General features: G+C 66.8%; 13 protein-coding genes and 1 tRNA gene. 10 read left to right on the top strand and 4 right to left on the bottom strand.

The window, feature by feature from the left end:
* Positions 1-107: 107 nt before the first annotated feature.
* A complete protein-coding gene (locus DN388_RS20145) occupies positions 108-680 on the bottom strand; it encodes a hypothetical protein (protein WP_100634175.1) in 573 nt (190 codons plus the stop codon).
* Between the two features lie 193 nt (positions 681-873).
* On the opposite strand from DN388_RS20145, the gene fdnG reads away from it, so the two are divergent.
* The 7 genes from fdnG (at position 874) to DN388_RS20110 (ending at position 9,993) form a co-directional block, all read left to right on the top strand.
* A complete protein-coding gene (fdnG, locus tag DN388_RS20140; RefSeq protein ID WP_146094976.1) occupies positions 874-3,939 on the top strand; it encodes a formate dehydrogenase-N subunit alpha in 3,066 nt (1,021 codons plus the stop codon).
* Complete coding sequence (gene fdxH / locus DN388_RS20135; protein ID WP_229590318.1) at positions 3,939-4,886, top strand: formate dehydrogenase subunit beta; 948 nt, start codon at positions 3,939-3,941, stop codon at positions 4,884-4,886. Before fdnG ends, fdxH begins: the two co-directional genes overlap by 1 nt.
* Positions 4,883-5,536 carry a formate dehydrogenase subunit gamma gene (locus tag DN388_RS20130; RefSeq protein ID WP_088514373.1) on the top strand — a complete coding sequence of 218 codons (654 nt, stop codon included), beginning with the start codon at positions 4,883-4,885 and terminating at the stop codon, positions 5,534-5,536. Before fdxH ends, DN388_RS20130 begins: the two co-directional genes overlap by 4 nt.
* Positions 5,533-6,453 carry a formate dehydrogenase accessory protein FdhE gene (gene fdhE, locus DN388_RS20125; protein WP_210014652.1) on the top strand — a complete coding sequence of 307 codons (921 nt, stop codon included), beginning with the start codon at positions 5,533-5,535 and terminating at the stop codon, positions 6,451-6,453. Before DN388_RS20130 ends, fdhE begins: the two co-directional genes overlap by 4 nt.
* Before the next feature lie 103 nt (positions 6,454-6,556).
* The gene (gene selA, locus DN388_RS20120; RefSeq protein WP_210014651.1) at positions 6,557-7,981 is read left to right on the top strand and encodes an L-seryl-tRNA(Sec) selenium transferase; all 1,425 of its coding nucleotides are present in this window, start codon (positions 6,557-6,559) and stop codon (positions 7,979-7,981) included.
* Positions 7,978-9,891, top strand: a complete 1,914-nt coding sequence (gene selB, locus DN388_RS20115) for a selenocysteine-specific translation elongation factor (protein ID WP_229590321.1) — start codon at positions 7,978-7,980, stop codon at positions 9,889-9,891. The genes selA and selB overlap by 4 nt, the downstream gene beginning before the upstream one ends.
* Positions 9,892-9,897: 6 nt before the next feature.
* Positions 9,898-9,993 (top strand) — tRNA-Sec (locus tag DN388_RS20110).
* A 14-nt stretch (positions 9,994-10,007) separates the two neighbouring features.
* On the opposite strand, the gene DN388_RS20105 is transcribed toward DN388_RS20110, so the two are convergent.
* Both DN388_RS20105 and DN388_RS20100 read right to left on the bottom strand, forming a co-directional pair.
* The gene (locus DN388_RS20105) at positions 10,008-11,000 is read right to left on the bottom strand and encodes an asparaginase (RefSeq protein WP_054916430.1); all 993 of its coding nucleotides are present in this window, start codon (positions 10,998-11,000) and stop codon (positions 10,008-10,010) included.
* Positions 11,001-11,080: 80 nt separating this feature from the next.
* Entirely contained in the window at positions 11,081-12,529 is a 1,449-nt protein-coding gene (locus tag DN388_RS20100) for a sodium:alanine symporter family protein (RefSeq protein WP_058541924.1), read from the bottom strand.
* Positions 12,530-12,697: 168 nt separating this feature from the next.
* Between DN388_RS20100 and DN388_RS20095 the strand changes: the two genes are divergently transcribed.
* Positions 12,698-13,516, top strand: coding sequence for a helix-turn-helix transcriptional regulator (locus tag DN388_RS20095; RefSeq protein ID WP_058541923.1), 819 nt, complete (start codon positions 12,698-12,700; stop codon positions 13,514-13,516).
* Between the two features lie 12 nt (positions 13,517-13,528).
* On the opposite strand, the gene DN388_RS20090 is transcribed toward DN388_RS20095, so the two are convergent.
* Positions 13,529-14,371 carry an alpha/beta hydrolase gene (locus tag DN388_RS20090; RefSeq protein WP_054916428.1) on the bottom strand — a complete coding sequence of 281 codons (843 nt, stop codon included), beginning with the start codon at positions 14,369-14,371 and terminating at the stop codon, positions 13,529-13,531.
* A gap of 254 nt (positions 14,372-14,625) precedes the next feature.
* Between DN388_RS20090 and DN388_RS20085 the strand changes: the two genes are divergently transcribed.
* Both DN388_RS20085 and DN388_RS20080 read left to right on the top strand, forming a co-directional pair.
* Positions 14,626-15,510, top strand: a complete 885-nt coding sequence (locus DN388_RS20085; RefSeq protein ID WP_100634165.1) for a sugar nucleotide-binding protein — start codon at positions 14,626-14,628, stop codon at positions 15,508-15,510.
* A complete protein-coding gene (locus DN388_RS20080) occupies positions 15,503-16,432 on the top strand; it encodes an NAD-dependent epimerase/dehydratase family protein (protein ID WP_058541922.1) in 930 nt (309 codons plus the stop codon). The genes DN388_RS20085 and DN388_RS20080 overlap by 8 nt, the downstream gene beginning before the upstream one ends.
* Positions 16,433-16,466 lie beyond the last annotated feature (34 nt).

Genomic DNA, 16,466 nt, shown 5'->3' with positions numbered 1-16,466 from the left:
GAAACCTCGGTGGGCGGTGGCCCTGACACGCTTGCGATGTTCAGCGCACGTGCGGGCCTCGCGGTACCTCTAGCGGGCCGCCAGGAGGTGAAGCGGCCCGTGAGCACTCACGCCGCGGCCACGCCTTGGCCCACCAGCCCGGCCAGTGCATTGAGCATCGGTGCGCGATACTCCACGTCCTTCTCGTTCCAGTACACATGACCGGCTGGCAGGTCGACATTGAAGAAGCTTTCGTAGTAGCTGCCTGGCGCCGAATCCGAACGGTCGTTGCCGAACACCTTCAGGCGCACCGCACCCGCTTCAAGCCCGGTGTCCGCCTGGTGCAGCGCAATCACGCTGAAGCGCTCGCCGACCGCCCCGGGGCCATCGACCAGCTCGATTTCATACAGCTGTGCCAGCGCCTCGATGAACCGCTCGGTCTCCAGGCCCAGCGACGAGATCTCGAGCCCGTCGCTGTAGAAGTGCGCCTGTATCACGTTCATCTCGCCATCGAACCCCGGCTGCACGTCGCGCCGCAGCCGCGCCCGCACACCCACCGAGTACCCGGCGAACGCGGCACGCAGGTCAAAGTGGTAGTGCACGTCATCCTGCATCAGGTGCTGCACCTGAAACACGCAGTCCACAAAACCTTCTTCGCCAAACTGCTCCAGCAGCGGCAACCCGTTCTTGTCCAATTGCATCATGCAGTCCCTTGGCGATGGTGGTCAGGCTGGCGATTATGCACCCGTTGCACGCATCGATAATCCGTTTTAATGGTGCTTGGCCCGATCTTGGCTAGAGTGAATATTGACGACCACCCAGTGGCCGCCACCGTGACTGTTCACGAGACGCCGGCAATGCTCCGCGCGTCCACCACCTGATCAGGAGTGCACGATGGATCTCAACCGTCGGCAATTTTTCAAGGTCGCCGCCATCGGCCTTGGAGGTTCGAGCCTGGCGGCGCTGGGCATGGCCCCCACGCCGGCCTTCGCCGAACAGATACGCCACTTCAAGCTGGCCCGCACCAAGGAAACCCGCAACACCTGCCCCTACTGCTCGGTCGGCTGCGGCCTGATCCTGTACAGCCAGGGCGATGCGGGCAAGAACGTGGCGCAGAGCATCATCCACGTCGAAGGCGACGCCGATCACCCGGTCAACCGCGGCACCCTGTGCCCCAAAGGTGCAGGCCTGCTGGACTTCATCCACAGCCCCAGTCGCCTGCAGTACCCGCAGGTGCGCAAGCCGGGCAGCAACGAGTGGACGCGCGTCAGCTGGGATGAGGCCATGGACCGCGTGGCCGAGCTGGTCAAGGCCGACCGCGACGCCAACTTCATCGAGAAGAACGCCCAGGGCCAGACCGTCAACCGCTGGCTCAGCACCGGGTTCCTCGCGGCCTCGGCGGCTTCCAGCGAAGCCGGCTACCTGACCCACAAGGTCATTCGCAGTTTGGGCATGCTGGGGTTCGACAACCAGGCGCGTGTCTGACACGGCCCGACGGTGGCAAGTCTTGCCCCGACGTACGGCCGTGGTGCCATGACCAATCACTGGACCGATATCGCCAACGCGAACCTGATCCTGGTGATGGGCGGCAACGCAGCAGAAGCGCACCCGTGCGGTTTCAAATGGGTGACCGAAGCCAAGGCGCACAACCAGGCGCGGCTGATCGTGGTCGACCCACGGTTTACCCGTACCGCCTCGGTGGCCGATTACTACGCGCCGATTCGCACCGGCAGCGACATCGCCTTCATGGGCGGCCTGATCAACTATCTGCTCAGCACTGACCAGATCCAGCACGAGTACGTGCGCAACTACACCGACGTGTCGTTCATCGTCAAAGCCGGCTTCGGCTTCGAGGACGGGCTGTTCAGTGGCTACGATGCGGCCAAGCGTACCTATGCCGACAAGTCCGGTTGGGGCTACGAACTGGGTGAAGACGGTTTCGCCAAGGTCGACCCGACCCTGCAGGACCCGCGCTGCGTCTACCAGCTGATGAAGCAGCACTACAGCCGCTACACCCCGGAGCTCGCCAGCATGACCTGCGGCATGCCCCAGGCCAGCATGCAGAAGATCTGGGAAGAGATCGCCACCTGCTCCACACCCGGCAAGACCATGACCATCCTCTATGCCCTGGGCTGGACCCAGCATTCGATCGGTGCGCAGATCATCCGCAGCGCGGCGATGGTGCAACTGCTGCTGGGCAACGTCGGCATGCCGGGTGGCGGGGTCAACGCCCTGCGCGGGCACTCCAACATCCAGGGCCTGACCGACCTGGGCCTGCTGTCCAACTCCTTGCCGGGCTACCTGACCCTGCCCGGTGATGCCGAGCAGGACTACGACGGCTACATCGCCAAACGCGCCCTCAAGCCGCTGCGCCCAGGGCAGCTGTCGTACTGGCAGAACTACGGCAAGTTCCACGTCAGTCTGATGAAGGCCTGGTATGGCGCCAACGCCACTGCCGAGAACCACTGGGGCTACGACTGGCTGCCCAAGCTCGACATCCCAGGCTACGACGTGCTCAAGATGTTCGACATGATGGGCAGGGGCGAGGTGCACGGCTACATGTGCCAGGGCTTCAACCCGATTGCCGCGCTGCCCGACAAGAACCGCGTCACTGCCGCGCTCAGCAAGCTCAAGTGGCTGGTGGTGATGGACCCGCTGGCCACCGAAACCTCGGAGTTCTGGCGCAACGCAGGGCCGTACAATGACGTCAGCACGGCCGACATCGCCACCGAGGTCATCCGCCTGCCCACCACCTGCTTCGCCGAGGAGGACGGTTCGCTGGTCAACAGCAGCCGCTGGCTGCAGTGGCACTGGAAGGGCGCAGACGGCCCGGGCGAAACCCGTACCGACGTGCGCATCATGAGCGACCTGTTCCTGCGCCTGCGTGAACGCTACCGCGCCGAGGGTGGCGCGTTTGCCGAACCGCTGCTCAACCTCAGCTGGCCGTACAAGGTCGCCGATGAACCCTCCCCCGAAGAGCTGGCCAGGGAGCTCAACGGCGTGGCCGTGACCGATCAGGTCGATGCCACCGGCGCCGCGCTCAAGGGCGGCCAGCAACTGTCGGGGTTCGCCCAGCTCAAGGACGATGGCAGTACCGCGTCCGGCTGCTGGATCTTCTGCGGCAGCTGGACCGAGCAGGGCAACCAGATGGCTCGGCGCGACAACAGCGACCCGTATGGCATGAAGCAGAACCTGGGCTGGGCCTGGGCCTGGCCGATGAACCGGCGAATCCTCTACAACCGTGCCTCGGCCACCCCGCAAGGCCAGCCCTGGGACCCGAAAAAACGCCTGGTATGGTGGAACGGCAAGGCCTGGACCGGCACCGACACCCCGGACTACAAGGCCGACGTGCCCCCCGAGGCGGGCATGAACCCGTTCATCATGAACCCCGAAGGGGTGGCCCGGTTCTTCGCCGTCGACAAGATGGCCGAAGGCCCGTTCCCCGAGCACTACGAACCCTTCGAGACGCCGATCGGGATCAACCCGCTGCACCCCACCAACAAGAAGGCCACCAGCAACCCGGCCGGACGCATCTTCGACTCGGTGTGGGACACCCTCGGCCAGGCCAAGGACTACCCCTACGCGGCCACCACCTACCGGCTGACCGAGCACTTTCACTTCTGGAGCAAGCATGCGCGCCTGAACGCCATCGCCCAGCCCGAGCAGTTCGTCGAGATCGGTGAAGTGCTGGCGCAGCAGAAGGGTATCCAGGCCGGCGACCGGGTGCGGGTGAGTTGCAAGCGTGGGCATATCGAGGCGGTGGCGGTCGTCACCAAGCGGATTCGTCCGCTGCAGGTCAACAACCAGACCGTGCACCAGGTCGGTATCCCGCTGCACTGGGGCTTCACCGGGCTGACGCGGCATGGCTACCTGACCAACACCCTGGTGCCGTTCCTCGGCGATGGCAATACACAGACCCCGGAATCGAAGTCGTTCCTGGTCAACGTGGAGAAGATCTGATGGCCAGCCAAGACATCATTGCCCGTTCGGCCACCACCACGCTGCCCCCCTCGGTGCGCCAGCAGGAGCAGGTCGCCAAGCTGATCGACACCACCAAGTGCATCGGCTGCAAGGCCTGCCAGGTGGCGTGTTCGGAATGGAACGAGCTGCGCGACGAGGTGGGTCACAACCACGGCACCTATGACAACCCGCAGGACCTCAGTGCTGAAAGCTGGACGCTGATGCGCTTCACCGAGCACGAGACCGCCGACGGCAATCTGGAGTGGCTGATCCGCAAGGACGGCTGCATGCACTGCGCCGACCCCGGCTGCCTCAAGGCCTGTCCCAGTCCGGGGGCGATCATCAAGCACGCCAACGGCATCGTCGACTTCAACCAGGACCACTGCATCGGCTGCGGCTACTGCATCACCGGCTGCCCGTTCAACATCCCGCGCATCTCGCAGAAGGACCACAAGGCCTACAAGTGCACCCTGTGTTCCGACCGCGTGGCCGTGGGGCTGGAGCCGGCCTGCGTGAAGACCTGTCCCACCGGCGCCATCGTGTTCGGCAGCAAGACCGACATGCAGGAGCACGCCGCCGAACGCATCGTCGACCTCAAGTCGCGGGGCTTCGAGCATGCCGGCCTGTACGACCCGGACGGCGTGGGTGGCACCCATGTGATGTACGTGCTGCACCACGCCGACACGCCGCGCGTGTACGCGGGGCTGCCCGACAACCCGGTGATCAGCCCGCTGGTCGGGCTGTGGAAGGGCGTGAGCAAACCGCTGGCGCTGCTGGCCATGGGTGCGGCGGTGCTGGCCGGGTTCTTCCACTACGTACGCGTCGGCCCGCAGCGGGTCGAGGAAGAGGATGACGAGCATCCTGACACCAGCGTGCATCAGGTCGACCCGTCGGTGCATGTGTATGACCCGGGCAAGCCCACCGCACCAGGGGAGCAACGGCCATGAAGCACAAGCCGATACTGCGTTACACCGCCAACGAGCGCACCAACCACTGGCTGGTGGCGATCCTGTTCTTCATGGCGGCACTGTCGGGGCTGGCGCTGTTTCACCCGGCGCTGTTTTGGCTCAGCCACCTGTTCGGCGGCGGGCCGTGGACACGCATCCTGCACCCGTTCATGGGCGTGCTGATGTTCGTGCTGTTCCTGGGGCTGGTGCTGCGCTTCTGGCGGGCCAACTTCATCACCGCCACCGACCGGCAGTGGCTGCGCCGGGTCGACCGGGTGATCCGCAACGAGGAGGAGGGCGTACCACCGGTGGGCAAGTACAACGCCGGGCAGAAGCTGCTGTTCTGGACCCTGCTGGCGTGCATGCTGGTGCTGCTGGTGAGTGGCGTGGTGATCTGGCGTGCCTACTTCAGCGCGTACTTCGGTATCGACACCATTCGCCTGGCCACCCTGCTGCATGCCCTGGCCGGCTTCGTGCTGGTGCTGAGCATCATCGTGCACATCTATGCCGGCATCTGGATCAAGGGCTCGGTCAGCGCCATGCTGCATGGCTGGGTCAGCCGCGCGTGGGCGCGCAAGCACCATGCGCTATGGTACCGGGAGGTCACTCGGGACGAGCGGCCCGACACGCACAAAGGAGCCAAGCCTTGAGTACCGTGATGGAACCCGATCAGATCCAGGCGTCGGCCAGTTCGCCGCCGTTTCTGCACCCGCCGCCGCCTCAGCTGTTTGCGCTGCGTGCCGAACGCCTCGACCTGCTGGCCGAGGGGCATGCGCTGGGCGACTACCTGCGCTTCGTGGCCGGGTTGTGCCGCGTGCAGCAGGGGTTGCTGGACAACCCGCCGGCAGCGGCCATGCCCGACCCGCAGCGCCTGCAACTGTGCGTGACCCACGGCCTGGCGCCCCTGGCCGCCGACAGCCTGGTGCGCGAGGGCGCCTGGCAGGGCTGGCTGGATGCCCTGTTGCAACGCTACGAGGCGTCTTCGCCGCTGGCGCATCAGGCCCAGACGCAATTGCGCGAGGCCGGGGCAGGGCAGCGCATGGTGTGGGCGCTGGCACTGCTGGGCGGGCAGTACAGCGCGGTGCCGGCGGCGCTGGTGCCGTTTCTGGGGGCCGCGCTGCAGGCGGCGTGGAGCCATTGGCTGCTGGCCATGCCCGGCGTCGAACTCAAGCCCGGCGACAGCCTGGGGCAGTGCCCGGCATGTGGTTCGCCGGCGATGGCGGGGGTAATCCGCCACCGCGGCAAGTACAACGGCCTGCGCTACCTGGTGTGTGCGTTGTGTGCCTGTGAATGGCACGCGGTGCGGGTCAAGTGCGTGTATTGCGAGCAAAGCAAGGGCTTGCAGTACTTCAGCCTGGAGGATGACCGCCATGTCGCCGGGCAGGCGCCGTTGCGGGCCGAATGCTGCCCCGAATGCCACAGTTACCTGAAGCTGGTCTACCTTGAAAGCGATGCGCAATCGGAGGCCCTGTCGGCAGACCTGGCCAGTCTGGCACTGGACATGCGCCTGGATCAGGAGGGCTACCAGCGCCTGGCGCCGAACCTGTTGCTGGCCCCAGGCCTGTAGGGCCGGCCTTGCGCGAAGGGCGCACTACACTGTGGGATCCGTCCCTGCGCGGTGTTCCATTCGCCGGCAAGGCCGGCTCCTACATAGGCCGGAGCGTTTTTGCATGTCCTCCAACGTCACTCAGTGCACCCACCGTCTACCCTCCATCGACACCCTCCTGCGCAGCCCCGCCTGCGTTCCCCTGGTGGACCGCTACGGCCGCGACGCCGTGCTCGCCACCTTGCGCCAACTGCTCGATGACCTGCGCGAGCCCGCCCGCCACGGCCAGCTCGGCGCTGCCGAACTGGCCCCCGAGGTGCTCGCCGGCCGCACCAACGAACGCCTCGCCGCCCGGCACCGCAGCCACATCCGCCGGGTGTTCAACCTCACCGGCACCGTGCTGCACACCAACCTGGGCCGCGCGCTGCTGCCCGAAGCCGCCATCGAGGCCGTCCAGCTTGCCGCGCGCCACCCCCTCAACCTCGAGTTCGACCTGGACAGCGGCAAGCGCGGCGACCGTGACGACCTGATCGAAGGCCTGATCCGCGAGCTCACCGGCGCCGAGGCCGTGACCGTGGTCAACAACAATGCCGCCGCCGTGCTGCTGGCGCTCAACAGCCTGGGCGCGCGCAAGGAGGGCATCATTTCGCGCGGTGAACTGATCGAGATCGGTGGTGCATTCCGCATCCCCGACATCATGGCCCGCGCTGGGGTCAGGCTGCACGAGGTGGGCACCACCAATCGCACCCACGCCCGCGACTACGAAGCGGCAATCAACCCGCGCAGCGGCCTGCTGATGCGCGTGCATTGCAGCAATTACAGCATTGAAGGCTTCACCAGCCATGTGCCCACCGCCGAGCTGGCGCAACTGGCCCACCAGCACGGCCTGCCGCTGCTCGAAGACCTGGGCAGCGGCAGCCTGCTCGACCTGACCCGCTGGGGCCTGCCCGCCGAACCCACGGTGCGTCAGGCCCTGGCCGATGGCGCCGATATCGTTACCTTCAGCGGCGACAAGCTGCTCGGCGGTCCGCAGGCCGGGATCATCGTGGGCAGCAAGGCGCTGATCGCGCGCATCAAGAAGAACCCGCTCAAGCGTGCCCTGCGGGTCGACAAGTTGACCCTCGCCGCGCTGGAAGCGGTGCTGGGCCTGTACCGCGACCCCGACCGCCTGGCCGAGCGCCTGCCCAGCCTGCGCCTGCTGACCCGGCCGCAAGCCGAGATCCTGGCCCAGGCCGAACGCCTGGCGCCGCGCATGGCACAGGCGTTGGGCGCGTCGTGGAGCGTTGCCGCGCTGCCTGCACTGGGCATGATCGGCAGCGGCAGCCAGCCGGTGGCACGCCTGCCCAGTGCTGCGCTGTGCATGCGCCCACAGGTGTCCAAGCGCCTGCGCGGGCGCAGCCTGCTGGCGCTGGAAGCGGCCTTGCGCGCGTTGCCCATCCCGGTGCTCGGGCGCCTGGACGACGACGCGCTGTGGCTCGACCTGCGCCAGCTGGATGACGAACCCGCGTGGCTGGCGCAGCTGGCGCAACTGGCGGTACTGCCCACGTGATCGTCGGCACCGCCGGGCACATCGACCATGGCAAGACCGCGTTGCTCGAAGCCCTCACCGGCCAGGCTGGCGACCATCGGCGCGAAGAGCGTGAACGCGGCATCACCATCGACCTTGGCTACCGTTATGCAGCGCTGGCGGCGGATGCGCCTTTGACCGGCTTTGTCGACGTGCCGGGCCACGAGCGGTTTATCCACAATATGCTGGCCGGCGCCCAGGGTATCGACCTGGTGCTGCTGGTGGTGGCGGCCGACGACGGGGTGATGCCCCAGACCCGCGAGCACCTGGCCATCGTTGAACTGCTGGGCATCGCGCAGGCGCTGGTGGCCATCACCAAATGCGACCGGGTCGAGCCGGCGCGGGTGCAGGCGGTGCAGGCCCAGGTGCGCGGGCTGCTTGCGCCGGGACCGTATGCCGGGGCGGCGCAGTTCGCGGTGTCGAGTGTCAGCGGCCAGGGTATCGAGGCACTGCGTCAGGCATTGCTCGCCGCGCAGCACGCCCTGCAGCCGCGTAGCCAGGGTGGCGCTTTTCGCCTGGCCATCGACCGGGCCTTCAGCGTGGCCGGGGCCGGTATCGTGGTCACGGGCACCGCGTTGTCCGGGCAGGTTCAGGTGGGCGACAGCCTGGTGCTGGGCAAGGCGGGCAAACCGGTGCGGGTGCGCGGCCTGCACGCGCAGAACCAGGTCGCGACCCAGGCCTTCGCCGGGCAGCGCGTGGCCCTGAACATCAGTGCCGAGCGGCTGGCGCTGGAGCATATCCACCGCGGCGACTGGCTGCTGGCCGAGTGGCTGCATGCGCCTACTCAGCGGCTGGATATCGAACTGCACCTGCTGGCCGGGGAAGCCCGTGCACTCGAGCATTTCAGCCCGGTGCACCTGCACCTGGGCACCCAGGACGTCACTGCCCGCGTCGCATTGCTGGAAGGCGAGCGGCTGGCGCCCGGGGCGCGCATGTTCGCGCAGCTGCTGGTCAACGCGCCGGTGCAGGCGGTGCATGGCGACTCCGTGGTGCTGCGCGACCAGAGTGCCCAGCGCACCCTTGGCGGCGGGCGCGTACTCGATCCATTCGCCCCGGCCCGCCAGCGCCGCAGCCCGCAGCGGCTGGCGCAGCTGCAGGCACTGGCGGCGGCCGACAGCCTGGAACAGGCCTTGCCGGCGCTGCTTGCGCAAGGCACGGGCGGGCTCGACCCGCAGCGCCTGGAGCGCCAGTTCAATCGCTTGCGCAACCACTGGCGGCTGGATGCGCAGGTGCAGGTGGTGGCCACGCGGCAGGGGCCGCTGCTGTTCGACACGACGCAATGGCAGGCGCTCAAGGCCCGGGTGCTGGCGCAACTGGCGCGCTTTCACGAGCTCGAACCCGACCAGCTCGGCCCTGACCGCGACCGCCTGCGCCGTTTCGCCAGCCTGGCACTGGAGCGGCCGGCGTTCATCAGCCTGGTGGACGAGTTGCTGGGCGAGCAGGCGATTGCCAGCAGCGGCCCGTGGCTGCACCTGCCCACGCACCAGGCGCGCCTGAACGAGGCCGACACGGCGCTCTGGCAACAGGTGCAACCGTTGCTGCTGGCGGCGCGTTTCGATCCGCCCTGGGTGCGCGACCTGGCCCGCGCCACCGGCAGCGAAGAAGCCGAGGTACGGCTGCTGCTGCGCAAGATGGCGCGTCTGGGCCAGGTGCACCAGGTGGTGCGCGATCTGTTCTATCCCGAGGCCACAGTGCGGCAAATGGCGGCTATGCTGTTGCGCATGGCGGGTGATGAGGTGCAGGTGACGGTTTTTCGTGATGCGCTGGGTATCGGGCGCAAGCGCAGCATCCAGGTGCTGGAATACTTCGATCGCATCGGCCTGACCCGGCGCCTGGGCGACCAGCGCCGCATTCGCCGCGACAATGCCCTGGCTCAACCGGGCGACAACTGAATTCAAGGAAGGCAATCGCGCCCGGTGGCGCGGCCGGGCTTCAAACCCGGTTGGGGACGGCAGCCGTTCCCGGGCAGGTTCGACTCCGGCTGCCTTCCGCCATTTTTCGCAGTGCCTCAGGCCACCCGTTCACCGCACAGGTCCAGGGCGAACCAGTGCTCGGCGGTGTCGATGTCCAGCCCCGCGCCCAGCAGGGCGAACAGCTTGCCCAGCGCCGCCTCGCGGGTCATGCCGCCGCCCGATACCAGGCCGGTCTCGCGCAGGCGGCTGCCGGCGGCGTAGGTATCGAACAGCACACTGCCCTCGATGCACTGGCTGATGGCGGCAATCAGCACGCCACCCTGGCGCGCCTTCTGCAACGCCTGCATCAGTGCTGCATCTTCCGATGGGCCGGTGCCGCTGCCATAGCATTCAAGCAGCAGGCCGCGCACGCCGCTCGCCACCAGTGCCTGCACCTGCTCGGCCTGCAAGCCGGGGTACACCGGCAGCACCGCCAGTTTCACCGGCACCCGCGGCTGGGCATAGCCGAGTACCGCGGGCAACGCGCTGGCGCGGCTGCCTTCGCGGTGGCGCGCCGGCGCGGCAAACGCATCGAAGGCCTCGCTGCGCAGTTTGCTGGCCCGTGCGCCGTGCAGCAGCTGGCCTGCGAAATACAGCTGCACGCCGCTTTGCAGGCCGCTTTCGAACAGGGCCAGGGCGCCGTGCAGGTTGTCCCAGGCGTCGCTGTGCGGTGCGCCGGCCGGCAGCATCGAGCCGGTGAGCACAACCGGCACATCCAGCCCCAGCAGCAGGAACGACAACGCTGCTGCGCTGTAGGCCAGGGTGTCGGTGCCGTGCAGCAGCAGGATGCCGTCGTGGCCATCACGCGTCACCGCCGTGACGATGGCCGCCTGCATGGCCAGCCAGTTGGCCTGCTGCATGTTGGCGCTGTCGAGCAGCGGTGACATCTCCTGCAGGCGCCAGTGCACCCGGGGTGGCGTCGGGTGCGTGTCCAGCCAGGCGCGCATGCGTGCCTCGAAGCCACCGGCCGGCGCCAGGCCATGGGGCGTTTGCAGCATGCCGATGGTGCCGCCGGTGTAGAGGACGAGAAGGTTCTTGACCGCGCGCATGGTGAGCATTCCAGGCAGGTGAGAAAAGGGGCATCGCGAATCGGCTGCCGCCCGCGAACGGGGCGGCGGCACAGGGTTGCTCAGCGTTGCGCTTGAGCTTGAGCTTCGCCCACGCTGGCAGGGCGTGCGCTTTCAGCGGGCTGGACAGCAGGCCAGGCCTGGGTGTCCAGGTCCAGGTCGGGGAACCTGGCCGAGTCGAATACCGGCTGCTTGATGCCTGCCTTGCGCTGGTCGTCGTAGTCGCGCATCACGCGCAGGCCGATCTTGAACAGCAGTGCCAGGGCGATCAGGTTGACGAAGGCCAGGCACGTCATGGTGATGTCGGCGAAGGCGAACACGGTCGACAGGTTCTGCACCGAGCCCCACACGATCAGCGCCAGCACCAGGGCACGGTAGACCATCAGCACCGCACGGTTGCGGGTCAGAAACTGCAGGCTGTTTTCGCCCAGGTAGTAGTTGTAGAGGATGCAGGTGAACACGAACAGCGACAGCGCCACGCTGACGAACAGGCGACCCCAGTCACCGACCACGGCAGCCAGCGAGTTCTGGGTCAGCACGATGCCGTCACCTTCGAAGCCCGGGGTGTAGAAGCCCGACAGCAGAATCAGCAGCGCGGTGCAGGTGCAGATCACGAAGGTATCGAGGAACACGCTGAATGCCTGCACCACGCCCTGGGCGCCCGGGTGTTTCACTGCCGCCACGGCGGCCACGTTGGGCGCACTGCCAAGGCCCGCTTCGTTGGCGAACACGCCACGCTTGACGCCCATCACGATGGCACTGCCCAGCAGGCCGCCGAATGCAGGGTCCAGGCCGAAGGCGCTCTTGAAGATGGTTTCGAGCATGGCCGGCACGTGTTCGATCTGGCTGCCGATCACGTACAGGGTAACGCCGATGTAGGCCAGGGTCTTGACCGGCACCAGCAGGTCGGACACCGAGGCGATGCGCTTGATCCCGCCCAGGAACACGATGGCCAGCAGCACGGCCAGGGCAATCCCGGTGTGCTCCGGGGCGAAGCCGAAGGCGTTCTGCAGCGAGTGGGTCACGGTGTACGACTGCAGGCCGTTGAAGGCGAAGCCGTAGGTCACCAGCAGCAACACCGAGAACACCACTGCCATGGTGCGCAGGTTGAGGCCGTGCAGGATGTAGTAGGCCGGGCCGCCGCGGTACAGGCCGTCACCGTCGGCGCGCTTGTAGACCTGCGCCAGGGTGCATTCGAAGAAGCTGCTGGACATGCCCACCAGCGCCGTCACCCACATCCAGAACACCGCGCCCGGGCCGCCCAGGGTCACGGCGATACCGACGCCGGCGATGTTGCCGGCACCCACGCGCCCGGCCAGGCTCAGCATCAGTGCCTGGAACGAACTCAACTGGCCCGCCTGGCCGCGCAACGATTCCTTGAATACGCCGAACATATGGATGAAATGGCGAAACTGCACAAATCGCGAGCGCAGGGTGAAATAGCTTCCCAGTCCGACGATAAGCACGATAAGGAGCTTCCCCGAAAGGAAATCGTTGAGCACTTCGAGCATGGCGTGACCTCGGTTCTTGTTCTGAATGACAGTGGCTGACGGCGTGCGCCGTTTGCCTGGGGGCGCATGGTTGGTCATGACAAACGTCGTTACAATTTCGCGGGTTGCTCTGAATTGATGCGACCTGATGCTAAACTGGCGCCTATCGCATCAATCGGTACCTGATCAATGAGTCAACACCTGGGCCCCAACCTCAAGCTGGCGTGCAGCCATTACCGCTCTATTTCCGAGGTTTGCCGGCAGCTGTCGATCAACCGGGCGCAGTTCAACAAGTACCTGAGCGGGCAGAGCCAGCCGACGGCGTACAACCTCAAGCGCATCGGCGACTTCTTCGGCGTCGAGGACTACGAACTGGGCCTGCCGCCGGAACAGTTCGCGCGCCTGATCGGTGCGCGCAGCTCGGCGCTTGCCAGCCCGGCCCAGGCCGACCCGTTGCTGGAACTGCTGCGCCCGCTGCGCGAGCACGAGGGCAATCTGTCGCGCTACTGCGGCTACTTCTTCGAATATTCCAACTGCATGTCGGTGCCGGGCAGCATCCTGTTGTCGCTGGTGCACCTGCGCGAAGAACGCGGCACGTTCCTGTTCGAGCGCCAGGAACGCCAGGAGCGCTCCAGCAGCACCGACGTGCAGGCCGAAGACTGGGTGCGCTGCCGCTATCTGGGCGCAGCCTTTCAGTTGCAGGACCGGGTGTTTCTGATCGACTACGAATCGCTGACGGTCAACGAGATGAGCCAGACCATCCTGATTCCCAGCTTCAAGAGCCGCATCACCCGGCTCAACGGCCTCAAGACCGGCGTCTCCAGCGGTGACCGGCGCACTCCGGCGTGTACCCGCGTGGTGTGGGAATACCTGGGCCCGGAAATCAACCGCATCAATGCCTACCGCCAGGTCCGGCTGTACCGCCCGGATGACCCGCGCATCGATGACGATGTACGCGCACGGCTCAACGTCGGGCCGATTCGCAACGGCCTGTTCGAGATCGAGTGAAGGGCGCCGTGCTCAGCGGCGAATGAATGCCGCCACCTGCTGCGCCAGGGCCCCGGCCTGTGGCGGATGGGCGCGCAGGTGGGCGGCGATGCCGTGGTCGCAGTCGGGCAGGGTCAGCTGTTCGAAATGCCCGGGGGGTAGGGTGTCGCTCAGCGCCTGGATGACTTCGGCCGGGATCGGGCTGTAGCGCAGCATGCCGTCGATTTCCACATGGCCTGCCGACGTGCCCGGGGTTCGCCCGTGGTGGGCGGCCAGCAGGCCATCGTATTGTCCCAGCACCAGCAGCACCTGGCCGCGATAGCTGCGCAGGAACTTGTAGCTGTCGCTGTCGAGAAACCCGTGGGGGGTGCTGATGGCGCGGGTGAAGGCCGGGCCGAACGGTGCATCGTAAGCGCTGTCGGCATAGACCGCCGGGCACAGCAGCACCAGCTTGTTCACCTGGCGTGCATGGTGCGCTGCCACTTTCAGCGCCAGCGCTGCGCCCAGGCTGTGGCCGATCACGGTGTTGCAGCGATGCTCGACGTGGCGAAAGAAGCGCAGCGCCTCGGCCAGGTTGGTGTGCAGCGAGGGCGCCCGGGCCCCCGGCAGGCTGGCCAGGCTGTGCCCCGACAGGTTGCCGGTCAGCGAGCCGATGCCCAGGGCCTGCAGGCGGTACAGCAGCGGGTTGAGGTGGGTGAAGTCGCTGCGTGCGCCGCCGAGCATGAACAGCGGCGGCGCGTGCTCGATATCGGGGATCAGCAGGCGACCTTCCTGGCTGTAGCCGTCGAACGTTTCGACCACCAGGCACTCGCGGCCCGGGCTGGGTTCGTCGAATTGCCAACGCTCACGTCCGTGTGCGGCCGTCTTGATCGGCATGAAGCGGTCCTCTTGCCCGGGGTGAAGGGTCGACAAGTCGACATGAACCAGCGAGGCTGACGCTTTTACAGTAGATGCAGTCGGGCATTTCTGGTGGGCGCGCAGGTTATTTCTTGAACTACGTTGAACCCGTCACACTTTGCGCTGACACACTCTAGACTTTGGCGCCAGTCGGCCCCGCGTTGGACTTCGCCTGCTGGAAGCCGCAAAATATCCGCTTTCCCTCAATTTATCTGACCGGACCTGCTGACTCTATGCGAATGCGCCTGATGCTGTTGGGTGGTGGAAATGCCCTTGGGCAAGCGCTGATTCGCCTCGGGGCCGAGGAAGATATCGGCTTTCTGGCGCCGCGCCCACCTGACCAGGGCTGGGATGCCGCGAGCCTGACCCAGCTGCTCGATGACACCCGCCCCGATGCGCTGATCAATCTGGCCTACTACTTCGACTGGTTCCAGGCCGAATCGGTGAGCGAGCAGCGCCTGTCTTCGCAGGAGCGTGCGGTCGAGCGCCTGGCCGAACTGTGCCAGCACCACAACATCATCTTGCTGCAACCCTCCAGCTACCGGGTATTCGACGGTTCGCGGGCCACGGCCTACAGCGAAAAGGACGAGCCGGTACCGCTCGGCCAACGTGGCCAGGCGTTGTGGCGCATCGAACAGAGCGTGCGCGCGACCTGCCCGCAGCACGTGCTGCTGCGCTTTGGCTGGGTGCTCGACGACAGCGTCGACGGCGTGCTGGGGCGTTTTCTGACCCGCGCCGAGCACTCGCAGGAACTGCTGCTGGCCGACGACCGGCGTGGCAACCCGACCCCGGTCGACGATGCAGCGCGGGTGATCCTGGCGGTGCTCAAGCAACTGGACTGTGGCGCGCCACTATGGGGCACCTACCATTACGCCGGCAACGAGGCGACCACGCCGCTGGCGCTGGGTCAGGCGATCCTCAGCGAAGCCGGGCAACTGCGTCAGCTGGCCGTCGAAGCGCCCACTGCGCAGGCCCACGCCGCCCGCCCGGATGCTGCCGAAGAACCCCAGCACGCAGTGCTGGCCTGCAAGAAAATCCTCCACACCTTCGGCATCAAGCCGCGTGCCTGGCGCGCCGGCCTGCCGACCCTACTGGACCGGTTCTATCGTCATGGCTGATGCTCCTATCCTGATTACCGGGGGGGCCGGCTTCATCGGCTCCCACCTGAGCGACGCGCTGCTGGCCAAGGGGTACGCGGTGCGCGTGCTCGACGACCTGTCTACCGGCCGGCGCCTGAACCTGCAGCTGGACAACCCGCGCCTGCAACTGATCGAGGGCGACGTGGCCGATGCCGCCCTGGTGGCCCGGGCCGCCGAGGGCTGCCAGGCCGTGGTGCACCTGGCGGCGGTGGCCTCGGTGCAGGCCTCTGTGGAAGACCCGGTCAGGACCCACCAGAGCAACTTCATCGGCACGCTGAACGTGTGCGAGGCGATGCGTGTGGCCGGCATCAAGCGCGTGCTGTTCGCCTCCAGCGCTGCGGTGTACGGCAACAACGGTGAAGGCCAGGCCATCGACGAGGACACGCCCAAGGCGCCGCTGACCCCCTATGCGGTGGACAAGCTGGCCAGCGAGCAGTACCTGGACTTCTATCGCCGCCAGCATGGGCTGGAGCCGGTGGTGTTCCGCTTCTTCAATATCTTCGGCCCGCGCCAGGACCCGTCGTCGCCGTATTCGGGAGTGATCAGCATCTTCTGCGAGCGCGCCCTCAACGGCACGCCGATCAACCTGTTTGGCGATGGCGAGCAGACCCGTGACTTCCTGTATGTGGCCGACCTGGTGGCGGTGCTGGTGCAGGCGCTGGAACAGGCGCAGGTGCAGGAGGGCGCGGTGAACGTGGGGCTGAACCGCGCCACCACGCTGAACCAGTTGCTCGAGGCACTGCGCAAGGTGGTAGGGCCGTTGCCCGAGGTCAATCACGGGCCGGCGCGCGCGGGTGATATCCGTCATTCGCGGGCCGACAATGCGCGGCTGCTGGCGCGCTTCGACCTGCCCGAGCCGACGCCACTGGCCGATGGGCTGGCGCACCTGCTGGGGCGCTGAACGTAAAAAGCTTCGCCGGCAACGCCGGCTCCTG

It is taken from the genome of Pseudomonas sp. S12(2018), from assembly GCF_024355235.1.
Classification (GTDB): domain Bacteria; phylum Pseudomonadota; class Gammaproteobacteria; order Pseudomonadales; family Pseudomonadaceae; genus Aquipseudomonas; species Aquipseudomonas palmensis.
This window is presented reverse-complemented; position numbering and strand designations above follow the sequence as displayed.

Bases quoted from the DNA above. Each gene is read 5' to 3' on its own strand.
- DN388_RS20080 (WP_058541922.1), top strand. From the start codon at position 15,503: ATGGCTGATGCTCCTATCCTGATTACCGGGGGGGCCGGCTTCATCGGC.
- fdxH (WP_229590318.1), top strand. From the start codon at position 3,939: ATGGCCAGCCAAGACATCATTGCCCGTTCGGCCACCACCACGCTGCCC.
- DN388_RS20145 (WP_100634175.1), bottom strand. From the start codon at position 680: ATGCAATTGGACAAGAACGGGTTGCCGCTGCTGGAGCAGTTTGGCGAA.
- DN388_RS20085 (WP_100634165.1), top strand. From the start codon at position 14,626: ATGCGAATGCGCCTGATGCTGTTGGGTGGTGGAAATGCCCTTGGGCAA.
- DN388_RS20095 (WP_058541923.1), top strand. From the start codon at position 12,698: ATGAGTCAACACCTGGGCCCCAACCTCAAGCTGGCGTGCAGCCATTAC.
- DN388_RS20090 (WP_054916428.1), bottom strand. From the start codon at position 14,371: ATGCCGATCAAGACGGCCGCACACGGACGTGAGCGTTGGCAATTCGAC.
- DN388_RS20100 (WP_058541924.1), bottom strand. From the start codon at position 12,529: ATGCTCGAAGTGCTCAACGATTTCCTTTCGGGGAAGCTCCTTATCGTG.
- DN388_RS20105 (WP_054916430.1), bottom strand. From the start codon at position 11,000: ATGCGCGCGGTCAAGAACCTTCTCGTCCTCTACACCGGCGGCACCATC.
- DN388_RS20130 (WP_088514373.1), top strand. From the start codon at position 4,883: ATGAAGCACAAGCCGATACTGCGTTACACCGCCAACGAGCGCACCAAC.
- selA (WP_210014651.1), top strand. From the start codon at position 6,557: ATGTCCTCCAACGTCACTCAGTGCACCCACCGTCTACCCTCCATCGAC.